15 protein-coding genes are annotated in these 20,960 nt (G+C 67.8%); 6 read left to right on the top strand and 9 right to left on the bottom strand.

Annotated elements, in window-relative coordinates; all coding sequences use genetic code 11:
* Together EH231_RS21785 and EH231_RS21780 are read left to right on the top strand one after the other, a co-directional pair.
* Positions 1-459, top strand: coding sequence for a hypothetical protein (locus EH231_RS21785; RefSeq protein WP_409547956.1), 459 nt, complete (start codon positions 1-3; stop codon positions 457-459).
* Positions 456-902, top strand: coding sequence for an RDD family protein (locus EH231_RS21780; protein ID WP_090429913.1), 447 nt, complete (start codon positions 456-458; stop codon positions 900-902). The genes EH231_RS21785 and EH231_RS21780 overlap by 4 nt, the downstream gene beginning before the upstream one ends.
* On the opposite strand, the gene EH231_RS21775 is transcribed toward EH231_RS21780, so the two are convergent.
* Positions 887-1,519, bottom strand: a complete 633-nt coding sequence (locus tag EH231_RS21775; protein WP_090430772.1) for a TetR/AcrR family transcriptional regulator — start codon at positions 1,517-1,519, stop codon at positions 887-889. The two genes, EH231_RS21780 and EH231_RS21775, sit on opposite strands and share 16 nt — an antisense overlap.
* Before the next feature lie 40 nt (positions 1,520-1,559).
* Between EH231_RS21775 and EH231_RS21770 the strand changes: the two genes are divergently transcribed.
* The gene (locus EH231_RS21770; protein WP_164480976.1) at positions 1,560-2,006 is read left to right on the top strand and encodes an SRPBCC family protein; all 447 of its coding nucleotides are present in this window, start codon (positions 1,560-1,562) and stop codon (positions 2,004-2,006) included.
* Between the two features lie 44 nt (positions 2,007-2,050).
* Here the strand turns inward: EH231_RS21770 and EH231_RS21765 are convergent, their stop codons facing one another.
* The 5 genes from EH231_RS21765 to EH231_RS21745 all read right to left on the bottom strand — a co-directional run bounded on the left by EH231_RS21765 (position 2,051) and on the right by EH231_RS21745 (position 14,654).
* The gene (locus tag EH231_RS21765) at positions 2,051-5,263 is read right to left on the bottom strand and encodes an arabinosyltransferase domain-containing protein (RefSeq protein WP_124713320.1); all 3,213 of its coding nucleotides are present in this window, start codon (positions 5,261-5,263) and stop codon (positions 2,051-2,053) included.
* The gene (locus EH231_RS21760; protein ID WP_241177786.1) at positions 5,260-8,526 is read right to left on the bottom strand and encodes an arabinosyltransferase domain-containing protein; all 3,267 of its coding nucleotides are present in this window, start codon (positions 8,524-8,526) and stop codon (positions 5,260-5,262) included. The genes EH231_RS21765 and EH231_RS21760 overlap by 4 nt, the downstream gene beginning before the upstream one ends.
* Positions 8,527-8,741: 215 nt before the next feature.
* Positions 8,742-12,020: an arabinosyltransferase domain-containing protein gene (locus tag EH231_RS21755; RefSeq protein WP_409544609.1), complete on the bottom strand. Its 3,279-nt coding sequence runs from the start codon at positions 12,018-12,020 to the stop codon at positions 8,742-8,744.
* Positions 12,010-13,890, bottom strand: coding sequence for a galactan 5-O-arabinofuranosyltransferase (locus EH231_RS21750; RefSeq protein ID WP_124713319.1), 1,881 nt, complete (start codon positions 13,888-13,890; stop codon positions 12,010-12,012). The genes EH231_RS21755 and EH231_RS21750 overlap by 11 nt, the downstream gene beginning before the upstream one ends.
* Positions 13,890-14,654 carry a decaprenylphospho-beta-D-erythro-pentofuranosid-2-ulose 2-reductase gene (locus tag EH231_RS21745; protein ID WP_090429924.1) on the bottom strand — a complete coding sequence of 255 codons (765 nt, stop codon included), beginning with the start codon at positions 14,652-14,654 and terminating at the stop codon, positions 13,890-13,892. The genes EH231_RS21750 and EH231_RS21745 overlap by 1 nt, the downstream gene beginning before the upstream one ends.
* 147 nt (positions 14,655-14,801) lie before the next feature.
* Between EH231_RS21745 and EH231_RS21740 the strand changes: the two genes are divergently transcribed.
* The 3 genes from EH231_RS21740 to EH231_RS21730 are packed head-to-tail and all read left to right on the top strand — an operon-like array spanning position 14,802 to position 16,725.
* Entirely contained in the window at positions 14,802-15,872 is a 1,071-nt protein-coding gene (locus EH231_RS21740) for an oxygenase MpaB family protein (protein WP_090429926.1), read from the top strand.
* Between the two features lie 3 nt (positions 15,873-15,875).
* Positions 15,876-16,091, top strand: coding sequence for a hypothetical protein (locus EH231_RS21735; protein ID WP_090429928.1), 216 nt, complete (start codon positions 15,876-15,878; stop codon positions 16,089-16,091).
* Positions 16,092-16,101: 10 nt separating this feature from the next.
* Positions 16,102-16,725, top strand: a complete 624-nt coding sequence (locus EH231_RS21730; RefSeq protein ID WP_090429930.1) for a TetR/AcrR family transcriptional regulator — start codon at positions 16,102-16,104, stop codon at positions 16,723-16,725.
* 82 nt (positions 16,726-16,807) lie between these two features.
* Here EH231_RS21730 and katG read toward each other — a convergent pair whose 3' ends face one another.
* From katG to EH231_RS21715, 3 genes are all read right to left on the bottom strand, one after another.
* Positions 16,808-19,006, bottom strand: a complete 2,199-nt coding sequence (katG, locus tag EH231_RS21725; RefSeq protein WP_090429932.1) for a catalase/peroxidase HPI — start codon at positions 19,004-19,006, stop codon at positions 16,808-16,810.
* Between the two features lie 33 nt (positions 19,007-19,039).
* Positions 19,040-19,444, bottom strand: a complete 405-nt coding sequence (locus EH231_RS21720; protein ID WP_164481235.1) for a Fur family transcriptional regulator — start codon at positions 19,442-19,444, stop codon at positions 19,040-19,042.
* Between the two features lie 101 nt (positions 19,445-19,545).
* Positions 19,546-20,928 (bottom strand): decaprenylphosphoryl-beta-D-ribose oxidase, encoded by a 1,383-nt coding sequence (locus EH231_RS21715; protein ID WP_090429935.1) that lies wholly within the window; start codon positions 20,926-20,928, stop codon positions 19,546-19,548.
* Between the last annotated feature and the right edge of the window lie 32 nt (positions 20,929-20,960).

Below are 20,960 nucleotides of genomic sequence, written 5' to 3'. Positions count from 1 at the left end.
GTGCCCGGCCTGGCGGATCATCCTGCGGTGACGGTTGCCGCCGGTGCGGCGGCCACCGTCGTCGGTGGTGCGGTATCGGCCTACCGGGGTGTCGAGGGACTGCCGGTTGTCGGCGGCTGGTTGCGGCGGGCGAGAACGGACCTGGCGGCCCGCGGGGAGCAGGTCATCGCCGCAGGCGTCGAACCGGTCAAATCGGCGGTCAGCACGATTGCCGTGCAGATCGTGGACCGGGTGCTCGACGAGCTCGACCTCAACGAGCTGGTGCGTGAACGGGTCGATCTGATCGGGTTGGCCAACGAGGTGGTCGACGGAATCGATCTGCCTGCCATCATTCGGCAGTCCACCGAATCGGTGACCACCGAGGTGATGAGCGATGTGCGCACGCAGAGTGAGCGTGCGGACGACGTGGTTTCCGGGTTCGTCGATCGGCTGCTCGGCCGTGAGCGGGACCTGAGTTGACCTCGGTTGGTTCGGCCGACGAGCAGGCGCGCGCCGCGGGCATCGTCAGTCGGGGCATCGCGGCGGTGATCGACCTCGTGGTCGTCGGCGTCGTGCTCGGTGCCCTGTACCTGGGGCTGGTGCTGACCCGACTGATGTTCAACCCCACCGCATTCAGCCTTCCCACGCTGAGCGTGGTGTTCTCGACGGCGGTGATGTTCGGCGTCGCGGTGCTGTATCTGACCGGGTGCTGGACGGTGTCGGGGTGCACGGCCGGGGCGGTGACGATGGGCTTGCGCGTGACGGCCGTCCGCGCCGACCGGCTGTCTCCGGTGGTCGCGCTCTTGCGCGCGGTCGCCTATGTCCTGTTTCCGGTGGGCCTGCTCTGGGTGGCCGTCGATGCCAGACGAAGGTCGTTGCAGGACATCGTGTTCAGCAGCAGGGTGGTCTACGTCAAGCCGTGAGCCGCCCCGCGCTGCGTCAGGCCCGCGATGAAGATCGCGAGCAGCCCGGCCACGGTGGATTCGAAATCGGTGACCATCGTGTTGTGCCCTGCCGATCCCGGGGTGGCCCACGCCCACGCGGTCCCGGTGAATGCGTGGACGGCTGCCGTCAGTGAGCGGAGCCGATCATCGGACAACGGCAGCGACGGCTGCAGCGCGGCGCCGAGCCGCTGCTGGGAATCCTGCGCCTGGGCCGCCAGGACGCGGAGATCGTCCGGGCCGAGCCGGCTGATGAGCACCGGAGAGGCCGCGATGAGATCGCACAGCACCGGTCGCGCGGCCAGCGTGTGGGCCAGTGCCGCCGCCGGAGCGACGGTGCGGAGTTCGACCGCCAGTGCATCGATCCAACGCAGGTGCTCGTCGTACATCACCCGCAGCAGTAGCGCTTCGCGGGAGCCGACGTACCGCAGGATGCCCGACTTCGCCAGGCCGGCAGCGGCGGCCACCTCGCCCAGCGTCAGCGTCGCCGCGCGCGTCTGCGCCAGGCACTCCCGTGTCGCTGTCACCAGCCCGGACAACCGGTCCTGGCGCTGCGCCTCGCTGCGTGCGCGGGTGAAAGGTGGGGCGGATTCCGGCATTTCCAGATAATAGAACACTGTTCTGTTAAAGTCGCGATCCGTGTACCGTCACTATGAATGCGTCGTCCGCCGCCACACCACAGCGTCGCCGCGGACCCTGTTCGCCATCGTGTCCGACGGATCCCGCTGGTCCGAGTGGGCCTCGCCACTGATTCCCTACTCGACATGGGAATCCCGCGGCCCGGCCGGAGACGGCGGGGTCGGGGCGATCCGGGCTGTGGGCACGCGGAAGAAGCCGACCCGCGAGATGACCACGATCCACGAACCGGACCACCGGCACGGATACACCATGCTCACCGATGGTCCGATCCGCGACTATCAGGCCGAGGTGACGTTCACCGAGGCTACAGGCGGGACGCAGGTGACCTGGCGGGGCGGGTACCAGACCCGTTGGCGGGTAGTCGGATTGGCCTACTGGCTCGTCCTTCGCGCGGTGCTCGGGACGCTGTCACGCAAGCTTGTAGCCACCGCTGAGCGGCGCTCCTGACGCCGCGAGCGTGCGCGTGTGCGCACGCTCGCGGTGCGGAACGACTACGGCTTGATGCGGATCCGGCCCGGCTTGTAGAGCCCGGAATGTGTCGCTGTCCCAAGCTCGATCGTGGCGGGAACCGCGTCGACGATGGTGTCGAACTTGCGCAGCGAACCCCAGTCGCGGCCCCAGTCCTTGTTCAGGTAGGTGGCCATCACGTGCTGGCGCAGCAGCAGGTCGCTGATGCCCAGCAGGCCGCCGTTGATCCCGTCCTCCCAGGTGTCGGTGTCCTTCATCTTGGCGTTGTAGTCCGGGGTGATCCGGAACTTCGGCACCTCGGTGACACCGTTGGCGTGCAGCATCGGCTGCTGGCAGGGGAAGGCCAGGCCCACGGCCCAGTCCATCAGCACCGGCTGCTGCGAGCCGATGTACTCCTGCACGGTCTTGACCTCGGGCACACGGGGCGGCGTGACCGCGATCCAGTCGCCGAGGCTCAGCGACTTGTCCTCGGCGATGACCCGGACGAACGTTGCGTCGGCCGGAATCTCGCTGCGGTCGAACCGCAGGTTGCGCCATGACGGGATCGGTCCGAGATCGTAGGGCGTAACCCGTCCCGCCGGCACCGCTGCGCCGTCGGGCCCGGGCCGTCCGTATTCGAGCTGGACCGTCTGGCCTTCGGTGCGGCCGTTGAAAATGCTGTTGCCGGTGATGGTTCCGGCCGCGGTGACGACCACCAGCGGATGGGCGGCGTCTGGGGCGGGCAGCTGGTACCAGGCCGAGGCCAGCTTGCTCTCCTGCTGTGCCGGGCCTTCGACGTAGCTGCCGGCCAGCGGAACCCGGGCCGGGTCCAGCCCGTAGGGCAGCGGCACCGTCGATCCGTTGATGCCGGGGGTGTCCAGCTTGGCTTCCGCGTTCCAGTCGGCGTCGATGCCCGGCATCGGCACGGTGATCCGGATCGCCTCGGCGACAATGTGGTCCGGCACCCCGTTCGGGGTGAACCCGGTCGGTGCGGTACCGCCCAGCGGTCCCAGCGGCCCGTAGTCGCCCGGCGCCGGGGTCAGGAACCCGTCGTTGGTGTCGGGTTCGACGAGCACATCGTCGGCCAGGCCACAGCCGCCGGCGAAGGCGCGCAGGTTCGACGACGCGTTGGAGTAGGTGCCGTCCTGGCGCACGACCCCGTAGAGCATCGAACCGACGAACACCACCACCATGAACCCGGCCGCGATCGGCACCGGTGCGGCGGTCAGTGCCCGTGCCAGCCGGCCCTCGGCCGAGGGCCGCAGGTGCAGCCAGTACGCCCACAGGGCGGTGATGGCGAACAGCGCGAAGAAGATGGCGCTCAGGGTGATTCCACCGATGGCGGGCTTGTCGTTGTTGAACGGCACGCCGTAGCTGGACACGTACCACCAACCGTTGGTGGTGGCGAAGCACAGCGCGAGGACGAACAACACGGCAGACGTGAACGCCATCCGGTTGCGTGCCGAACGCAGCACGACCGGCGACGCCAGCACCGTGACCACCGCTGCCATCGCCGCACCCACCGCGGCGAACAGGCCGAAGTGGTGCACCCACTTGGTGGGGGTGAACATCAGGCAGAACATGGTGGCGAAGATGATGCCCATCAGCCGCCATACCGGCCCGCGGGCCACCCCGGGAATCCGCTTGCGCCGCAACATGATGAACAGCGAGGCGAACAGGCTCAGCGCGGTGATGATGAAGCCGAACCGGCGCGACAGCGAGCCGTCGACGGTCGGCAGGATCAGGTAGTAGTAGCGCAGGTTCTCGGTGTACCACTCCTGGCTCGGGCCGATCGCGGTGCGAATCCTGGTCGCTTCCAGCACCGTTGCCAACGTCTGGTCGGCGAACACCACGGTCAGGATCACTGTGCCCGCGGCCAGCAGCGGCAGCACCAGCGGCCACACGCCGAGCGTGCGGCCACGGCGCACCAGGATGCGCAGCAGCGGACGACCGCCGGCGAGCAGCGCGGCGACGGCGATCAGGCCGGTCGGCTGGATGCCGAGGGTGAAGGCCGCGGAGATGATCGCCATGGCGGCGGGGGTGAGCCGTCCGGAGATGATGGCCCGTTCGATCAGCACGTAGGTGATCAGTGCGCCGGTGGCGATCTGGCCCTCGGGGCGCAGACCGTTGTTGAACGGCATCCAGGCCGCCATCAGAACCAGGCCCGCAGCCCACAGCGCGGGTTTGGAGGCGATCACCGCGGGCCCGAGGCGGGGCAGCACCTCACGCGACAGCAGCAGCCAGCACACCAGTGCACAGATCAGGTCGGGCAGTCGCATCCAGATGCTGGCGTCGCTGACATGTGTCATCAGGGCCAGCAGGTTGTAGAACCAGCCGAACGGATCCTCGGGGCTGCCGAACCAGCGGAAGTAGTTCGACATGTAGCCGGCGTGGTCGGCCACGCGTGCCATCTGCAGGATGTAGCCGTCGTCCGACGAGTTCGCCCCGATCACATGCCAGGTCAGGAACCCGCCGACCACCACCACATCGACAGCGCTGAACGTGCGCCAGCGGGTCGGGATCAGGTGGTGCATCCGCCGTCCGTCGAGCCGGTCGAGCCGCCAGAGCGCCAGCACCGCGACCACCGTGGCCGCGATGCCGAGCAGGATGGCCACCAGCTTGAGTGGGGTGGGCTTGGAGGTGAACCGGGTGTCGATGGTGGCCGAGAGGGAAAGCCCTTGCGGGGCAGGTCCGCTCAGTTCGGTGAAGACACCGACGATCTGCGGCCGCAGGTTCGGGTCGGCGAAGCCGGTGCGCAGCTCCTTGCCGTCGGTGCCGGTGAGCCCGACGAACGTGGCGAAGGTACCCGCGTCCGACGACGTGATCTCGATGCTGGAACATCCGGGCGCACCGCCGGCTCCGGCGACCTTGTCCCGCGTCACGCTCGCGATCACCACGTTGCGGTCGGTGATGTCGACGCGCTTGCTGTTGACATTGACGAACAGCGCGTTGAGCGCGGCCTGCCTGCCCTCCTTGGGTGCGGTGCCCAGCACCAGGCCGCCCTCGGGCGGCATCGACCGGATCACCTCACAGGGCACCGTCACCGACATCGTGACAGGCGTCTGGGTGATCAGCGGTGCGGTGACGCTGTTCATCTGCCCGGCCTGAGGCCAGTTCAGCGTGGCGGTGGTCTGCACCACCGGCAGCAGCGGCGTGGCCACCGCGCACAGGAAACCGATCAGGCCGGCGATCATCGCGACCCAGCGGGTCACCTGAACGTTCTTCTCGGCGCTGTGTTCACGCACGGTCACGGTCATGGCAGGGCTCGGATCGGTCCGGGCCGGCTGAAGCCGAACACTCGCTGGGTTCCCTCATCGATGTTGGCGACGGGCGCCTGCCCGGCCGGCACCACCGGGTCGTATTTCTCGATCGAGCCCCAGTCCCGGTACCAGTCGTCACGCAGATACGTCGGAATGGTCGACGTGCGCAGCAGCGCCTGGATGAAGAGGAAGGGACCACCCTTTTGGGCGGACTGCCACATGTTCGACGACACCACCACTTGCTTGACGTTGGGAAGGATGCGGTACTCCGGCAGCTCGGCCACACCGAGGCGCTCGGAGAACGGGCGCTGGCAGGGGAAATTCGCGGCGGTCGCGATATCCATCAGCACCGGGGTCTGTGCGCCCAGGAACTGCTGCGCGGTCTGCAGGGTCGGCACCCGCGGCGGGGTGAAGCCGAACCACTGGTCATCGGAGAGGTTCGGATCGTCGGCGACGATCCTGGCCACGTTGGCCTCCGGCGGCGCCCAGGCCAGCGGGAAACGCAGGTTGCGCCAGGCGTATTGGGCGAACACGTCGATCGGTTGCACGGCGTCGAGGGCCTGGAAGCTGCCGTCGGGACGGTGCACGCCCCACTGCAGTTTCAGCGACTGGCCGTAGTGGAACTCGTGCTCCTCGTCGTAGTACCAGATGGCGCCCGCGGCGGCGACCGTCACCAGCGGCCGGTCCGCGGTGCGGGGCGGCAGTTGGTACCAGGCCGAGGTGGCCTTGGCCGCGACGGTGTTCTCCTTGTAGCTGCCCATCACGGGTGTGCGCGTGGGATCCAGGCCGAACGGCAGGTACACCCGGGAGCCGTTGACGCCGACGGGTCCGTAGCCGCCGCCGGTGCCGGCGGCGTAGGCGATGCCGACGTTGGGCTTGTTGGGCGATCCGTCGGAGTTCACCGTGCCGGGGTTGGCGACGACCGGTTTCGGCGGTTCGAGGGTGTCGCTGATTCCGTTGGGGGTGAATCCGACCGGGTTCTCGCCGCCCAGCGGGCCGTACTCGCCGTAGGTCTGGCCTTCGACCGGTTGCAGCATGCCGGCGTTGGTGTCGGCCTCGACCAGGACGTCGTCGGCCATGGCGCAACTGTTGGACGACAGTCCCGAGGTCAGCGCCGAGACGTTGGCCTTGGCGGTGGTGTAGACGGGGTAGCGCTGGACGAAGCCCTTGGCCATCGAGCCGACTTCGAGCACCACCATGATGGTCGCGACCACCAGCAGCGGCGTCGACGCCAGGGCCCGGTTGCGCCGGGTGTTCGCCACCTCGGTGTGCCCGGCGTAGTCGATCCGGAAGTGCAGCCAGCCGGCCAGCACCGCGGTGATGATCGCCAGGGCCAGGAACATGGTGGTCACCGGATAACCGGCGATCACCGGCTGACGGTCGAACCACGGCACGCCGTAGTTGCCGACGTAGAACCAGCCGTTGATGCCGGAGGTGGCCCAGGCGAGGACGAACAGCAGCGCGGTGACGTAGAGGGCCAGGTTGCGTCGGCTGTGCAGGCCCACCAGGGCGAAGGCGAATGCCGTCACCGCACCGAGGGCGGCTGCCAGCCCGGCGAAGGCGCCGAACTGCACGGCCCATTTGGTCGGGGTGAAGTGCAGCAGCAGCAGGCCGATCGCGGTGGTGCCGATCAGCCGCCAGACCGGGCCGCTGGCCAGCCCCGGCACCCGTCCCTTGCGCAGCAGCACCGCGATCATGCCGAAGAGGCACAGCATCATGGTCAGCACCGCGAACCGTCGGGTCAGCGAGCTGTCTACAGAGTCTTCGACCGTCAGGAAGTAGTAGCGCAGGAATTCCTGGTACCAGGAGATGGTCGGGCCGACGGTGTATTTGATCCGGGCCGATTCGGCGACGCTGGCCAGGGTCTGGTCGCGGAACACGACGACGAACACCAGTGCGGCCGATCCGGCGAGCGCGGCCAGTGCGGGCAGGGCGATGCGGCGGCGGCGGATGATGCCGACGACGCTGCGGGCACCGACCAGCAGGGGAGCCACCGCGATGATTCCCTGTGGGGCCAGGGTCACGCTGAACGCCGCGACGACGATCGCCAGGCAGGTGGGCCAGATGCGGCGGGTGGCGATCGTGTTTTCCACAAGTGCCCACACCGCGAGCACGCCGAAGGCGATCAGCGGCTCGGGTCGCAGGCCGTTGTTGAACGGCATCCAGGCGGCCAGGAAGACCGCGCCCGCGGTCCACATGGTGACGCTGTTGCGCGCGACGCGACGTCCGAGCCGGGGGATCACCCAGCGGCTGAGCAACAGCCACGTGCCGATGGCGGCCAGGGTGGCCGGGACCCGCATCCAGACGCCGGCCGTGCTGATCGCCGCGAACTGGGACAGCACTGACTGGTACCAGTCGAACGGGGCCTCGGTTGCGCCGAAATAGCGGAAGTAGTTGGCGGTGTAGCCGGCGTCGGCCGATACCCGCGCGATGGTCAGGTTGTAGCCGTCGTCCGACGAGATGGCGCCGATGACGTGCCACAGCAGCAGGCCGCCGATGACGCCGATGTCGGCGATCCAGGTTCCGACCGGAACCTTCACGAAGCGTCTCCACGCCCCGCCCGCGCGGTGTCCTCCGCGCCGGTCGAGCATGGCCAGCGCGATGATCGAGGCCACCACGCACAGCACGCCGAGCGCCATCACCAGCAATTTCAGCGGGGTGGGCGAGGTGATGAAGCGGGTGTCGATGTCGACGCGGGCGCTCAACCCGGGCTGCGGTGCCACCTTCAGGTCGGTGAACAGTCCGGCGACCTGTGGCTTCTTCTCCACAGCCGCGGTGCCGGTGGCACCGGGGATGCCGACGAAGTCTGCGCCGACGCCGCCGACGTTCGCCCACAGGTGCAGAGCGCTGCAGCCGCCCGCGTTGATCGCCGCACGGGGGGCGACGGCGGCCACCGAGTCGCGGAACGCCACGACCACGGTTTCGGCGTTGGCCCGCACGAACAGCCCGTTGCGGCTGGCGTCGATGCCACCCGAGGGGATCGTCGAGAACACCAGGCCGCCCTCGGCGGGCAGGGTCGCGATCGCCGAGCACGGGATGGACACGTCGAGCGACTGCGGGGCGCCCGACACCAGCGGGGCCGTCACCGCGGTGACGTTTCCTCCCGCGTCGGTCCCCTGCGGCCACAGGATGGTCGCAGTGGTCTGGTTGACGGGCAGCAGCGGCACCAGCGCGCACAGCACCACACCCGCGATGCCCGCGATGATGGCGATCAGGCGTGCGATGCCCACAACACGGTCGGTTGGCTCATCGGAAGGCACGAGGCTCGATGTTATGCGACCCGCATGTGAGCCCCGGTCTGCCCTGCCGCGCTCTGAGCAGAGTTGACCGAGCTGTGTCCTAGCTGTGGCGCAGGGGGGCCGGGCTCCACAGTCCGCTGCGGATCGCGGGCGCGCAGGTGCCTGCGCGGCGGATCACTGCGTGATAGTGACTGCAATCCGCCGCCCAGTGCGGGAGACCTGGCCCCGACGCCGTCCTAGCTGTGGCGCAGGGGGGCCGGGCTCCACAGTCCGCTGCGGATCGCGGTGCCCAGGTCCAGACGGGCCGGTTCGGCGTCCGGGTACCACGGCGTGAGCCGTTGCAGCGAGCCCCAGTCCCGGAACCAGTCGTCCCGCAGATAGGTCGGCACGCTCGACGGCCGCAGCAGTAGTTCGGAGATGCCCAGCGGGCCGCCGCCCAGGTAGTCCATCACCGGCGAGTTGGCCTCGGCGCCGAAGCGGTCCGGCAGGATCCGCCACTTGGGCACCTCGGTGACGCCGTACTGATGGCCGAACGGCCGCTGGCACGGGAACGCCAGGCCCACGAGCCAGTCCAGCAGGACGGGGTCCTGCGATCCGACCACGTCCTGGAGGGTGCGCAGCTGCGGGATCCGCGGCGGGGTCACCGCGATCCAGTGCTGCGGGGCCAGGTCATCGTCCGAGGCGACCAACCGGATCTGGGTGGCCTCGCGCGGGATGGCGGCCATGGGGGCCCGCAGGTTGCGCCAGGCCGGGGCGGCGCCCACATCGGCGAATCCGATGCCGCCGCCGGGCTTGTTCTCGGCGGCCTGCGCGTCGGTGGCCCACTGCACCACGACCTCGCCCGGATCGAAGCGTCCTGCGGCCGCCACGACCAGCAGCGGGCCGGCCTGATCGCGGTCGGGCAGCCGGTACCAGGCCGAGCGCATGATCGCCGGCTGCTGGGTGCCGGCGCGCCAGCTGCCCAGCACCGGGGTGGTGGCGGGGTCGAGTCCGTAGGGCAGCCGGGCCCGGGACCCGTTGACGCCGGCGGCCGCGGTGGTGCCACCCTCGGTGCCCACCTCGCTGCCGGTCACGGTGCCGGAGTCGCTGTCGGCGAAGTTACCGGCGCCGGGCTGTTCCATCACCGGGTCGGCCGAGACGTCCGACGGGATGCCGTTGGGGCCGAATCCCTGCGCGGTGACCGCACCGAGGGCCTGGCCGGGAGGTTCGTTGATCGGGGCCAGCAGGCCGGCGTTCGCGTTCTCCTCGACCATCACGTCGCTGGCCAGCCCGCAGGTCTTGCCGGTGAGCGCCTCCAGGTTGGAACGCCCGACGGACCAGGCCGGGTACTGATTGGTCATCGCCAGGGTCAGTGACACCACCTCGAACATCACCAGCACCCACGCGGCGATGGCCAGTGGCGATTGCACGATCCGCTGCCAGCGTCTCTGCGGCTCGTCAGGCGACTTGTCGCGGCCGCTGAAGTGGAACCAGGCCGCCAACAACAAGGTCAGCACCGAGAAACCGAGCAGGATGGTGGTGAACCCGAACTTGTACTCGGGGAACGAGTTCGACCACGGCACACCGAAGTTGGAGACGTACCACCAGCCGTTGACGGTGGCGAACGACAGCGCCACCACGAACAGCACGAGGGCGGCGAACATCGACCGGTTGCGACGCGACTTCATCGCGGCGGCGGTCACGGCGACGGCGGCCAGCGCCCCGAGGGATCCGGCCAGCCCGGCGAACACGCCGAAGTGGTGCGTCCACTTGGTCGGGGTGAACATCATCGCCAGGAACGAGATGATCGTGATGCCGATGATGCGGCGGCTCGGCCCGGCGGCAGTGCCGGGGATGCGGCCCTTGCGAAGCGTCATTGCCAGCGACACCGCCAGTGCCACCAGCAGGGTCAGCACCGCGAAGCGTCGCGCCACCGAGCCGTCCGGGCTCGAGGTGAACAACCGCGAGTAGCGGATGTGCTCGTCGAACCAGGCCAGGCTGGGGCCGACCGCGGATTTGAAGGTGCTGGCCTGGATCTCGCCGGCCAGGGTCTGATCGCGGAAGATCAGGATGATCGTCACGGTGCATGCGGCCAGGATCGGGGCCAGCAGCGGTAGATGCCCGAAGCGCGAGGTATGCCGGGCCACAATGGTTTTCAGCGGTCCCACGGCGACCAGTAGGGCGCCGACGGCGGCGACGCCGGTGGGGCCGGAGAACAGGGTCAGCGCACCGATGATGATCGCGATGGCCACCGGCAACATGCGGTTGGTGGCCACCCCGCGTTCCACCGAACACCACGTCAGCAGAATGCCGAGGGCGATGATCGGTTCGGGGCGAAGGCCGTTGTTGAGCGGAAGCCAGAACGCCAGGAACATGCCTGCGGCGGTCCAGGCGGCCGCACGGTTGGTCTTGACGGCTCGGCCGAGTCGCGGCAGCACCTCACGGCTGATCACCCACCAGCAGGCCAGCGCCATGAGCAACGTGGGTAGCCGCAGCCAGATGCTGGCGGTGGAGACGTGGGCCCACAGTGCCAGCAGGTCGTAGTACCAACCGAACGGAGCCTCGGGGGTGCCGAACCAGCGGTAGTAGTTGGCCATATAGCCGGCCCGCTCGGACACCCGGGCCATGGTCAGGATGTAGCCGTCGTCGGACGTGTTGGCCCCGACGAAGTGCCACCACACCAGGACCGCGGTGACCAGTCCGTCCAGTGGCGTCATCGACCACCAGCGGGGCGGCAGGAAACGCCGGTGCCGGACGCCGTCGGCGGAGTCGAGACGATGCAGCGCGCCCAGGGCGATGACGGTCATGGCGACGCCGATGATCATCGCCATCAGTTTGAGCAGCGTCGGGGCACTGCTGTACCGGGAGTCGATGGTGGCCGAGAACTTCAGGCCCTCGGGTGCGGGGCCGGACAGGTCGGTGAAGACGCCGACGATCTGCGGCCGGAAGTCGTAGCCGCCGCGCTCACCGCGCAGGGGTGCGTCGGGTTCGTCGGCGGTGTCACTGGCGTCGGCCTGCGTGAGCCCGACGAATTCGCCGGTCACCTTGTCGGCGTGCGCGGTGAAGGTCAGGGTCTGGCAGGCCGGGCTGAGCACCGCGTCCAGCGGCGCGCTGACCACCGGGGTGTTGCGCACGATGACCAGCAGGTCGTTGTTGACCCGTTCGATCAGCAGGCCGCGGTCGACGGCCTTGGGCGCCTGCTTGGGCACGGTCGACAGCAGGACCGTGCGGCCGCGGTTCTCCGGTCCCGCCAGGCCTGCGGCGGCCTGGCACGGCACGGTGATGGTCAGATCGGTGGCGACGTACCCGATCAGCGGCGCGTTGACGCTCTGCCAGGTGCCGTTCTGCGGCCAGTTCAGCTGGGCGGTCGTCTGCTTGACCGGAAGCAGCGGTGTCGCCACCGCCATCAATACGCCGAGCAGACCGGCGACGACCGCGATGAGCCGCACTGTCCGGTGGTTGCGGCCGGCGGTTCCTTGCGGTCCCGTCACGGGCTCTGATGTTATCGGCGCGTCTGCGCCGGAATTAATGGCCATCGGGAGTTGGCTTTCTGATCGCCAGGACGAACGGGCCGATGTCGGTCACCTCGAAACGTGGATCTTTGAACAGTGCCGCGTCGAGCGCCACGTGGTAGCGGCGCACGTTCGGCTGGTTGGGGTAGACGTCGGAGGCCAGGCGCAGCGTGTAGGTGTCGTTCGCGCCGTGGCGCATCAGGAACACGGTCGGCGCCTTCCAGGGCATCTCGTCAAGCGCCTTCACGAACTGGTCGGCCTCGCTCAGCGTGGCCCAGCCCTCGATTGCCTTGGCGCGCTTGTCGAATTCGGCAAGCGGGTTGGCATAGTGCGACGTCAGGCCCTGGAACCCGTAGTAGGGGTAGTACGACAGGAAGCTGTAGTCGGCGGTCAGCACCACGGTCTGGTTGCGCGGCACTCCGGTGACCTCGGCGATCTTGGCGTCGATCTCGCGGTAGTAGCGCTCGGCACCGGGCGCCCGGCGGTCTGCCCGCTGCCCGGTTCCGTCGGTGTCGGTGTAGGCCACGTTGATGTCGGGGCGCAGCACGTCGGGGATGTCCTGGCTGAAGGTGACGGCGCCGATCACGCCGACGGCGGCGGCCGCGATGGTGACGCGCTGCGCGGTTTCCGGCTGGTAGCGCCGTGCGATGGCCCGCGTCGCCTCGATGAAACCGAACGCGCCCGCGGTGGTGAGCAGCACGGTCAGTGCGGGCTGCAACCGGAAGGACAGCAGCGTGGTGCCGGCCAGGGTGGTCAGCATCGACAGCAGTGACCAGGCGTAGACGGCGAGCACCGCGATGGCCAGGGCCCCGGCCCGCGTCGAGGTGCGCGCGCGGACCACCAGCCACAACGTGCCGAGCATGCACAGCGCGCCGAGCAGCGTGAAGCTCAGCATCGGGAAGGTCAGCTGGGCGCCGGCGTCGGGTAGATAGTGCTGCGCGGTGCCCTTCTCGGCGGGTTCACCGCGCAGCGCGGCCAGCAGGTACGGGCCCCAGGTGATCAGGGCGATCGCCCCGGAGATCAGGGCGATGACCAGCAGGCGCAGCAGCGGGTCGATCCGGCGCCGCGCGATCGCCAGCACCAGCGCCATCAAGGCCAGCGTGAATGCGCAGTAGGCCAGCAGCAGGGTGTAGAAGAGGGCGGCGAAGCCGAGGAAGATCCCGACGCCGATGACGGCGGCCCAGCCCCCGTTGCGGGTCTTGCCTCTCAACCCCGACCAGGCCAGCACGAACACCGGCGGCAACAGCACGGTGATGATCGCGGCGTAGGGCTCGGTGGAGGAGTAGGCCAGCATGGCCGCGGTGCTCGCGGTGGTCACGATCAGTGCGTACTCGAACCGAATCATGGTTGCCCACAACACAAAAGCGAGTGCCACGGCGATGGTGATCGAGACGATCGACCAGGGCTTGAACATCTCCCAGGCCGGGGTGCCGGTGGACGAGGCGATGCGCCCGCCCATCCAGAACCACCCGGCCGGGTAGTACGGCGGAAGGCCGAAGTAGGTCATGTCGTGCAGGCCGGGGGCATCGGCCAGCCGGGTCAGGTACTCGGTGCGGAACTGCTGGTCGACCGAGACCCCGAACAGGTACAGCTTGGTGGCGCCCAGCGGCATCGCCAGGGTGACCACCGAGAACGCGGACAGGAAGATCAGTGCGGCCAGCCGGGCCAGGGTGCGCCGGCCTCTACGCCAGATCAGTCCGGCGGCGAAGATTCCGGCCAGCGCGCCGACCTGGCCCACCGTGGTGAGCGCGTGCAGTTGGTTGGACGTGTTGTAGGCCGGCCATTGGACCTGGGCGATCGCCGCGATCGACACCCCGGCCACCGCCGAGGCGAGCATGAGGGCGATCACCATGTGTCCGGTCACCCTGGCCGGACCGGCCAGTCCGGCCTGCATCAGATGGGAAGCTTGCGGAAGATGGGCCGCGGGATGTGCCGCAGAACCATCATCACGTAGCGGAACGCGCCAGGCGCCCAGACCAGCTCCTTGCCCTTGGCCGACGCGGTGACGGCCAGTTCTGCCACGTATTCCTTGTCGACGGTCAGCGGGGCTTCCTTGACATGGGCGCTCATGCGGGTCCGCACCTGACCGGGCCGGATCACCAGGACCCGCACGCCGAACTCGCGCAGGGCCTCACCGAGGCCGAGGTAGAACCCGTCGAGTCCGGCCTTGGTGGAGCCGTAGACGAAGTTGGACCGGCGCACCCGCTCGCCCGCGGCCGAGCTCATCGCGATGATCTGGCCGTAGCCTTGGGCGCGCATCTTCTCGCCGACCAGGACACCGACGGAAACCGCTGCGGTGTAGTTGATTTCGGCGATCTGCACGGCCTTGCGCTGGTTCTGCCACAACTCTTCGGCATCGCCGAGCAGGCCGAAGGCGACGATCGCGACATCCACGTCACCGGAGGCGAACGCCTTGTCGATCACATCGGGGTGGCTGGCGGTGTCGACTGCGTCGAAGTCGATGACCTCGACCGAACTGGCACCGGCGTTACGCAGCTGGGCCACCGCGTCGTCGCGGCCCGGATCCCCGGGGAGGGCGGCCAGCACGATGCGGGCAGAGGCGTCGCGCAGATAGCGCTCACAGATCGCCAGCCCGATCTCTGAAGTGCCGCCGAGCAGCAGAATCGTCTGGGGGTTACCTACGGCGTCGAACACCATCTAGCGCAGCTCCAAGCCTCGGGGGACATCGTGACGAGGGTACCGTGCGGTTTCCTTCGAAAATTCGAGCAATCCGAGCGCAGGACCTTGACCGCATTTCCTACACGACGTAGCTTTTTTCTACACCGTGTAGGAAATGGGGAGATCATGACGATCCGTGACTGGCTGGCATTGCCCGAGACGGAACCGGGGGAGGACTACGGGTTCTTCGGCCCCGATTCGGTGACTTGGAAGGTGTGGAGCTATCCCACCTCGCTGTCGATCGGGTTCCAGCGCGCCGTCGTCATCGAGGAACTGGATCCCGCGCTCGTCGCGGCGGTCGACAAGACCCACGAGATCTACTCGCGGCCGCGCACCCGGTACGACCGGACGCTGCGCTACTTCGCCATGGTGGCGTTCGACGACAGTCGCTCGACCACGAAGGCGGCCGACGTTCTGGTCAAGATCCACTCCAAGGCCATCGGCACCGACCCGGTCACGGGAAAGACCTACGACGCCAACAACCCGGATTCGCAGCTGTGGATCCACCTGACCGCGTGGCATTCCATCCTGGTGGCCTACGAGAAGTACGGTCCCGGACCGCTGTCCCCCGAAGAGGAATTGCAGTACTGGCGCGAATGCGCGATCGCCGCCGAACTGCAGACCTGCGATCCCTCCGACGTTCCCCTGACCCGCGAGGGCATCCGGGAGTACTTCGAGAAGATGCGCCCCCAGCTGATCGGCTCGGATATCGCCCGACAGGCCATGCATCACCTGCTGGGCGCCGAGGTGATGCTGCCCAGGATGCCGCTGCTGCTTCGTCCCGGCACCAGGGTGATCACCGCGTTCCTGCGCCGCGGCACCCTGGCGACGATGCCGCGATGGATGCGAGAGATGGCCGGGCTCAGCACATCCCGGCTTCTCGACGCGCTGGTGGTGCCGCCGCTGAATGCCGCGTTCACGGTGATCGCCATGAGCAAGCGGCTCCAGCTGATCCTGCTGCGGTTGCTCTCGCCGGCGACCCTGCCGATCGGCGCACGGGTCCTGCTTTCGGTTCCGCCGAAGGATCCGATCACCACCACACCGCGCGAGGCTCAACGTCGCTACGGCTACGCCGCACCGAGCCAGGCGCACTTCGAATTTCGGGAGAGGCAGGCGGTCCGCGTGTTCGGCGAAGGCCTCGCGCCGAGTGACGAGGGCATCGTGGAGTCCCAGCCGATTCTCGGGAGGATCGGATAGCTCGTGCTCAAGAATCTTCTCGACTACCGGTTGAGCATCCGGCAACTCGTCTACCTCGCGGTCGTGGTGGGGGCCCCGTACTTCGTGATCGGCATGATCTGGGCCCTCACTCACAGCGATCACATCGCTGGGCTCACGGGGCCGGACAAGCTGTTCTCGCTGTTGGGCGAGATCGTCGCGTGGCCGGTGCTCATCATCGCTAATGTCACGCTGACATGAGTGAAGCGAAGTGAACGAAGCCGCGATCGCCAACCGGGGCCGCGCCGAGCATCTGGGCCCGGACCGGCGCCGGCCGCAGGTCCTCGACACCGCATTGGAGATCGCCGCGCAGCAGGGGCTGGCCGATGTGACGATGGGTAACATCGCAAACCGTCTGGGTGTCACCCGGCCGGTGGTCTACGCCTGCTACCCCGGGCGTGGGGAAGTGCTTGCCGCACTGTTGGATCGGGAAACCGACGAGGTGCTGGCGAGCCTGCTCGAACTGTTGCCGCCGCAGCGCACCGGCTCCATCGAGCAATTGTTCGTCGACGGGTTCCGCGCGCTGCACAGCACCGTGCGCGAGCGTCCCGCGTCGTGGCGCATCATGTTCGGCGCGGATCCCGACCCGGTGCTCACCGCGGCCATCGTGCGTGGCCGGGACCGTCTCCGCAACCAGCTCGCGACCGTGATGCGCCCGCTGCTGCAACGGTGGCAGGTCGCTGACCTCGACATCGCACTGCCCATGCTGGTCGAGGTGTTCCTGGCGATCTGCGAGGCCGCCGTCCGGAAGATGCTCGACGCCGACGGCGATTCAGAGTTGGTGGCCGAAACCTTCGGCAAGGCGGCCTATCGGGCGATGCGCGCAAAACCCTAGTGCAACAACAACACCCCGCGAGCTTCAGGCCCGCGGGGTGTTGAGTTACTGGTCAGATCAGACCGTCGGCTGAGCCGACAGATCAGACATCGAACCGGTCGGCGTTCATCACCTTGTTCCAGGCGGCGACGAAGTCCTTGACGAACTTCTCCTTGGAATCGTCCTCGGCGTACACCTCGGCCAGGGCCCGCAGCTGCGAGTTCGAGCCGAACAGCAGGTCGACGCGGCTGGCGGTGAACTTCTGCGCACCGCTGGCCCGGTCGGAGCCGACGTAGGTGCCGTCATCGGCCGGCGACGGCGCCCACTTGATGCCCATGTCGGTCAGGTTGACGAAGTAGTCGTTCGTCAGCTTGCCCTTGTTGGCGGTCAGCACACCGAGATCCGAGTCACCGTGGTTGGCGCCCAGCACGCGCAGGCCACCGATGAGCACGGTCAGCTCCGGACCTGACAGGCCCAACAGGTTGGCCTTGTCGATCACCCGGTACTCCGGGGGTAGCGGGTCACCCTTGCCGACGTGGTTGCGGAACCCGTCGGACAGGGTCTCCAGCCACGCGAACGACTCGACGTCGGTCTGGTCCTGGGTGGCGTCGCCGCGACCCGAGAGGAACGGCACGGTGATGTCGAATCCGGCGTCCTTGGCCGCCTTCTCGACACCGACGGCCCCGCCGAGGACCACCAGATCGGCGAACGACACACCCGTGTCGGACGCGGCCTGGATCTCCTCCAGCTTGCGGATCACCTGGGCCAGCTCGTCGGGCTCGTTGGCCTCCCAGCCCAGCTGCGGCTGCAGGCGGATCCGGCCGCCGTTGGCGCCACCGCGCATATCGCTGGAACGGAACGACGACGCTGCCTTCCATGCCGTCGAAACCAGCTGCTGGACAGTCAGACCCGAGTCCGCGATGGCGGCCTTGAGCGCGTCGACATCGGCGTCGCTCAGGGTCTTACCGGCCGGAACGACGTCCTGCCACAGCCAGGTCTGCTTGGGCACCAGCGGTCCGAGGTAGCGGGTCACCGGACCCAGGTCGCGATGCAGCAACTTGAACCAGGCCTTGGCGTACTCCTCGGCCAGCTCCTCCGGGTGATCCAGCCAGCGGCGGGTGATCTCGCCGTAGATCGGGTCGAACCGCATCGACAGATCGGTGGTGAGCATCGACGGGTGGGTCTTGCCGGTGCCCTGCGCCATCGGCACCGAGTTGGCCCAGCCGTTGTCCTTGGGCTTCCACTGGTTGGCGCCCGCCGGGCTCTTGGTCAGCTCCCACTCGTTGCTGTAGAGGATCTCCAGGAAGCTGTTGTCCCACTTGGTGGGGGTGTGCGTCCAGGTCACCTCGATGCCGCTGCTGACGGTCTCGTTGCCCAGACCGGGGTTGGCCCAGCCCAGGCCCATCTGCTCGAGCGGTGCGGCTTCGGGCTCCACGCCGTTCTCGATGTCGGTGGCGCCGTGGGTCTTGCCGAAGGTGTGACCACCGACGATCAGCGCCGCGGTCTCGATGTCGTTCATCGCCATCCGGCCGAACGTCTCGCGGATGTCGATGGCTGCTGCCAGGTAATCCGGATTGCCTTCGGGGCCTTCGGGGTTCACGTAGATCAGACCCATGTGGCTGGCGGCCAGCGGGTTCTCCAGCTTGGTGCGGTCACTGTTGCCGGCGTAGCGATCCTGCGAACCGAGCCACTCGTGCTCGGCGCCCCAGTAGATGTCCTCCTCGGGCTCCCAGAAGTCCGGGCGGCCGAAGGCGAAGCCGGCGGTCTTGAAGCCCATGTGCTCCATCGCCCGGTTGCCCGCGTAGACGATCAGGTCGGACCAGGAGATCTTCTTGCCGTACTTCTTCTTCAGCGGCCAGAGCAGACGACGGGCCTTGTCCAGGCTGACGTTGTCGGGCCAGCTGTTCAGCGGGGCGAACCGCTGCATACCGCGACCGCCGCCACCGCGGCCGTCCTGCACGCGGTAGGTGCCCGCCGCGTGCCATGACATCCGGACGAACAGCGGGCCGTAGTGACCGAAGTCGGCCGGCCACCACTCCTGCGAATCCGTCAGCAGGGCATCGAAATCGCGCTCGAAGGCCTCGAAATCGAGGGTCTTGACGGCCTCGCGATAGTCGTAGCCCTCGTCCGTCGGGTCGATGGCGGGCGGGTTCTTCTGGAGGATCTTCAGGTTGACCGCGTTGGGCCACCAGTCGCGGTTGCTGCCGCCCTCGACGGGAGGTTTGATCCGCATCGGACAGCCGCTTTCGGCGGGTTCGGTTTGTGCTTCACCAATCGGGGGGTGAGTTTCGGCGTCGGCCATGACAAATCCTTTCCGGGGCTGGCGGGTTAAGGGTTATCTAGTTGGGGCAGTGGAACATTCGGGGCAAGTACCCCAATAGATGACCTCGGCTTCATCGATCTCGAAACCGTGGTCGTGTGACGCGGTCAGGCATGGGGCCGACCCGGCCGCGCAGTCCACGTCGGCGATTGCGCCACACGATCGGCACACGACGTGGTGGTGGTTGTCGCCGATACGTGATTCGTACCGGGCGACTGAACCGGATGGTTGGATGCGCCGTACCAGTGCTGCCGCGGTCAGCGCATGCAATGAGTCATATACGGCTTGGTGGGAGACGTCGGGCAGGTCTTTGCGCACCGAACGGATGATGGTGTCCGTATCAGCGTGTGGGTGCGCATGGACCGCGTGCAGGACCGCCACTCGGGGGCGGGTCACACGCATGTCGGCGCTTCTCAGCATCTGCTGGAAGTCCGCGGTTGTCGCCACGGACCGAAGTCTTGTCCCTTTTCTGGAATTAGTCAAGAATAAAATTCTCGCCAATTCGAGGGGAACGGTGAGGGCTAGACGAGCTCCAGCCGGCGTGCCATGTCGGACACGAACAGGCCGTCGGGATCGACCCTGCGGCGCACGGCCAGCCACTCGTCGATGCGCGGGTACATCGCGTGGAACGTCTCGGCCGTCGTGCGGGAATCCTTGGCGGTGTACAGCCGGCCACCGAATTCCAGTACCCGGCGGTCGAGTTCGGTGACGAACTCGTTCAGCCCGGCCTTGATCGGGAAGTCGACGCAGACGTTCCAGCCGGGGATCGGGAAGCTCAGCGGTGCCTGATTGCCGGGGCCGAACAGCTTGAACACGTTGAGGAACGAGTAGTGCCCCGAGCGCTGGATATCGAGGATGATGCCCTTGAACTCCTCGACGGCCTCGGTGGGAACCACGAATTGGTACTGCAGGAAACCCGCCGGACCGTAGGCGCGGTTCCATTCTCCGAACATGTCCAGCGGGTGATAGAACTGCGTCAGGTTCTGCACCTTGTTGCGGTAGGTACCCGACTTCAGGTACCACAACTCGCCGATCGGCATGAACGTCAGCTTGTTGGCCAACCCGTTCGGGAACACGTCCGGCAACGTGAGTAGTTGCGGCGCATCGAATTTCAGCGGGTCCTTCTGCAGCTTCGGGGGCAGCTGGTCCAGGGTTGCCAGTGAACCTCGCGAGATCGCGGCGCGGCCGAGCTTCGGTGGCTTGCTGATCGCATCGAACCAGGCCGACGAATAGGTGTAGTTGGACTCACTGCCGTCGCTGTGGAACTCGATGGTCTCGTCGAGCGACTTGGTGACATCGCCGTCGGCGATGAAATACGCAGTCTCCGTGGGCGTCATCTCGATGGTGGCGCGCAGGATGATGCCCGTCAGGCCGTTGCCGCCGACCGTGGCCCAGAAGATGTCGGCGTTGTCGCCTTCCGGGGTCAGGTGCAGCACCTCGCCGTTGGCGGTCAGCAGATCCATCGAGCGCACGTGGTTGCCGAAACTGCCTGCGCTGTGGTGGTTCTTGCCGTGGATGTCGCAGCCGATGGCGCCGCCGATGGTCACCTGGCGGGTGCCCGGCAGCACCGGAACCCACAGTCCGTGGGGCAGCGCGGCCCGCATCAGCTGGTCGAGGTTCACCCCGCCGTCCACGTCGACCAGCTTTGTGCCGGCGTCGATCGAGTGGATCTGGTTCAGCGACGACATGTCGATGACGAGACCGCCACCGTTCTGCGCGTTGTCGCCGTAGGAGCGGCCCAGTCCGCGGGCGATCACACCCCGGCCCTTCTGCTCGGCGGCGCGCGCTACGGCCCGGACGATGACCTCGGGATCGCTGGTTGAAAGCACCTGTGCCACGGTCGGTGCGGTCCGGCCCCAGCCTGTCAGGCGCTTGGGAGTGGTCGGCAAATCGGTAGTCGACATCGCAGAGAAGCGTACCCGGCAGTAGCCGGTCC

The sequence above is a fragment of the Mycolicibacterium nivoides genome, from assembly GCF_003855255.1.
Lineage (GTDB): Bacteria > Actinomycetota > Actinomycetes > Mycobacteriales > Mycobacteriaceae > Mycobacterium > Mycobacterium nivoides.
This window is presented reverse-complemented; position numbering and strand designations above follow the sequence as displayed.